This window comes from Streptomyces sp. NH27 (assembly GCF_056859195.1).
In genome coordinates, this window is the sequence record NZ_JACEGK010000849.1 from 1 (window position 1) to 1,887 (window position 1,887).

Annotated in this window: 3 protein-coding genes; 1 reads left to right on the plus strand and 2 read right to left on the minus strand. The window is 71.2% G+C overall.

What is annotated here, in order from left to right; translation table 11 throughout:
* Positions 1-50: 50 nt before the first annotated feature.
* The gene (locus AC13HU_RS36445; protein WP_483046285.1) at positions 51-842 is read right to left on the minus strand and encodes a VOC family protein; all 792 of its coding nucleotides are present in this window, start codon (positions 840-842) and stop codon (positions 51-53) included.
* A gap of 273 nt (positions 843-1,115) precedes the next feature.
* Between AC13HU_RS36445 and AC13HU_RS36450 the strand changes: the two genes are divergently transcribed.
* Positions 1,116-1,319: a hypothetical protein gene (locus AC13HU_RS36450; RefSeq protein WP_483046286.1), complete on the plus strand. Its 204-nt coding sequence runs from the start codon at positions 1,116-1,118 to the stop codon at positions 1,317-1,319.
* Positions 1,320-1,340: 21 nt separating this feature from the next.
* Here AC13HU_RS36450 and panD read toward each other — a convergent pair whose 3' ends face one another.
* The gene (panD, locus tag AC13HU_RS36455; protein WP_483046287.1) at positions 1,341-1,763 is read right to left on the minus strand and encodes an aspartate 1-decarboxylase; all 423 of its coding nucleotides are present in this window, start codon (positions 1,761-1,763) and stop codon (positions 1,341-1,343) included.
* Positions 1,764-1,887: the final 124 nt, after the last annotated feature.

The window sequence follows — 1,887 nt, forward strand, 5'->3', positions numbered from 1 at the left end:
GTGCCGGAACGTCAGCGGCCGGCCGGGGTCGGTCCGGGGCCGGCCAAAAGTCAGGCCGTCTGCGGGTCAGGTTGCAGGACGGCGAAGAACGCCCCTTCGGGGTCCCTGAGCAGCGAGATGCGGCCGATGCCGTCCACGTGCGTGGTGGGCATCAGCAGTGTCGCGCCGTGCGAGGTGGCGGTGGCGACCACCCCTTCGGCGTCGGCGACGCCGAAGTACGGCTGCCAGTAGCACAGTCCGTCCGGCAGCTGCTCGGACGTGAGCTGCATGATGCCGCCGTGCGAGCCGGCCTGGCCGCCACCGGCGCGGGACACGATCGTGTAGACGCCGGCGTCGCCCGCCAACGGCATGTCCACGGTGTCCCAGCCGAAGACGGCGCCGTAGAACCGCTTGGCCCGCTCGGCGTCCGTCGTGTACAGCTCGGCCCAGCACAGACCGCCGCCGCCGGTCCGGTCCAGGCCCTTGAGGGTGCCCGGCTGGTAGACGGCGAACTCGGCGCCGGACGGGTCGGTGTACCCGGCGATCCGGCCCTGGTCCCCGATGTCGAGCGGCGCGAACCGGACGGAACCGCCGGCCTGTTCGACGGCCTTGGACGTGGCGTCGGCGTCGGCCGTCTCGAAGTACAGCGTCCAGGCCGGGCTGGCGCTGTCGTCGGCGATCGGGCCGAGGCCGGCGACGGTCTGCCCGTCGAGCTGGAGCATGCCGTAACCACCGGCGTCGGGGCCCGCGGAGCGGAACTCCCAGCCGAACAGCGCGCGGTAGAACGCGGTCGCGCCCTCGACGTCGCGGCTGCCGAGGTCGAGCCAGCTCGGCGCGCCGGGCACGTAGTCGTTGGTGAGCATGGTGCGGTCCTCCCTGATCGTGAACCTGAACGCGAACGCGACGTGCGGAACGCGGAAGGGCGGAGCATGGAATGCGCCAGGTGCCGGATTCCGTGGGATATGCAGCCGATAGGGCCGCTGTGTCCTCCCTCACACTCAGCATGCCAGCACACCCCGACAACCGCCGTTCGTGCCAGGTCACGGCCGGGTGAACGGTCCCCGCCCGGTCGCCGCGAGCACGCGCGGTGGTCAATCGGTTCGGGATTGTCAGTGGTCCGGTCTAGGGTGGATCACATGTACGGGGGAGATCTCGATCAGGCGAACGCGGCCCTGCGCGCTTATGTGCAGGAGCATGGCGACCGGCCGTGGACGGCCGAGGAGTTGACGGAACTGGCGCGGCTGCGCGCCCAGTGGACGGCAGCGGCGCGCGGCGTTCGGGTGGAGATACGTCCGGTGTCCGGGCCGGTGCGGGGCGCCGCGGTGGTCACCGCCGCTTGAAGGGATGCGCGGCCCGCGGGTTCAGCCGTGGACGACCGCGTGCGGGGGCCGCAGGGCGTCGGTGCCGGGAGCGGGCTCGGCGGTGTCGTCCCCCAGCGCGACGATCCGGTTACCTGCGTCGACATGGACCACGGCCGGCCGCAACGCACGGGCCTCGGCGTCCTCGACCTGGGCATAGCTGATCAGGATGACCAGGTCGCCGGGGTGCACGAGATGGGCGGCGGCGCCGTTGATTCCGATGACGCCTGAGCCGCGCTCACCCTCGATCACATAGGTCTCCAGGCGGGCGCCGTTGGTGATGTCCACGATGTGCACGAGCTCGCCCGCCAGCAGGTCCGCGGCATCCATCAACTCGGCGTCCACGGTCACCGAACCCACGTAGTGCAGATCCGCCTGGGTCACGGTGGCCCGGTGGATCTTGGACTTGAACATGGTGCGCAGCACTGTGTCGCCTCCTGGCGGATGAGTGGGTCGCGTTCCCTGGTGGGATACGCGCCGTCGCGTCCAGAGTAGGCCGTCGGCCCCGGGCACGGCCGGGGGTGCCGGGCGGAGTGCGGAAGATCTCAAC

Excerpts from the sequence above, each read along its gene's own strand:
- AC13HU_RS36445 (WP_483046285.1), bottom strand. The coding sequence starts at position 842 with ATGCTCACCAACGACTACGTGCCCGGCGCGCCGAGCTGGCTCGACCTC.
- AC13HU_RS36450 (WP_483046286.1), top strand. The coding sequence starts at position 1,116 with ATGTACGGGGGAGATCTCGATCAGGCGAACGCGGCCCTGCGCGCTTAT.